This is a genomic window from Pseudochelatococcus sp. B33, assembly GCF_053570585.1.
On record NZ_JBSEFH010000081.1, the window covers coordinates 1 to 739 of the forward strand.

1 pseudogene is annotated in these 739 nt (G+C 65.4%); it reads left to right on the top strand.

Annotation, left to right across the window (positions count from 1 at the left end):
• Nucleotides 1–436: 436 nt before the first annotated feature.
• Nucleotides 437–739, top strand: a pseudogene (locus ACUSIJ_RS29640) (lipoprotein signal peptide); the annotation flags it as partial.

Consider the following 739-nt stretch of genomic DNA (forward strand, 5'->3'; position numbering starts at 1 on the left):
GCGCCTCCATCCTCGGTCGGTCGCGAGGGCAGGAGCGCACCGTTAGACGAGCGATAAGCGCAGGGAACTCCAGGCCCGCGACATGATCGCTGAGGCCGATGGTGAGACGCTGCCGGGCTTCGACGAACACGGCCAGCGCACGGTCATCCGAGTAACGGCCAGGCCTCGACGCGCCGGATGGCGGCGCCGTAATGCCCGTGTTGCAGTGAGCGCCAGTCGGACGACGCGCCTGCCCCATCCCGACCTTCAGCGGTGGCCAGGCGCGGTCATATGTGCGACCATTCGTTCGAATTGCGGTATCCCACTGCCGAACGTCCCTGGTGCGGAAGCACGTTGCGCTTCTGACATTTTGCCCGGTCCTGAATCGCGTTCCAGGTCGCGGCGCTCGCCATTCCGATGCAGGCCAATGCAGGCTCACGCCATCACGAGGCCTGCAATGCTCAAATTTGTTTCCACCCTCAGTGCACTCCTGTTTCTGACGGCTGCCGCCGCACAGCCGAGCGGGATAGGATTCCGCCAGATCGTCGTCAATGCCGATAACCCGCGCCCGCTGAACGTCAGCCTGTGGTATCCGACCCGGGACACCGCTCCGTCCGGCCCCGTCGGCGAGAACCGAGCGTTCGTCGGTATTCAGGCCATCATCGATGCCGCACCGGATCAAGGGCGCCATCCCCTGGTCGTGCTGTCCCATGGCTACGGCGGCAGCTGGCGCAATCTCAACTGGCTGGCCGGGGAGCTG